The organism is Paraburkholderia sp. SIMBA_027, assembly GCF_046535315.1.
Classification (GTDB): Bacteria; Pseudomonadota; Gammaproteobacteria; order Burkholderiales; family Burkholderiaceae; genus Paraburkholderia; species Paraburkholderia tropica.
In genome coordinates, this window is sequence record NZ_JAWRWY010000543.1 from 1 (window position 1) to 273 (window position 273).

General features: G+C 65.9%; 1 protein-coding gene and 1 pseudogene. Both read right to left on the reverse strand.

The genetic code is table 11. The features are described from left to right. Positions 1-187, reverse strand: a 187-nt coding sequence (locus tag SB764_RS40170; RefSeq protein ID WP_410866777.1) for a hypothetical protein, incomplete at its 3' end; no start/stop codon positions are given. Positions 188-205: 18 nt separating this feature from the next. After that, positions 206-271: pseudogene (locus SB764_RS40175) on the reverse strand (hypothetical protein); the annotation flags it as partial. Between the last annotated feature and the right edge of the window lie 2 nt (positions 272-273).

The window sequence follows — 273 nt, forward strand, 5'->3', positions numbered from 1 at the left end:
GTGCAGCCATGGCACGCGCCGAGGAATCGACTTGGTCTGCGCCCACCTTGGTCTTGTCGATCCCTACCCGGAAAACCGGGCGGTCCTGCACGATTGGAGCGTCACCGGCACCCAGGATCTGGCCGCGCGGTGCGGGCACCGTGGTGACAGACAACGTCTCCCCATCGGCCAATTGCGGCGCCAGCATGGCCGGGTTCCACTGCACAGCCCACTTGCCGCCCGATTTCTTGAGGCTGGCCTGGGAACTGTACTCCCATGCGGCTGAGCCGATGG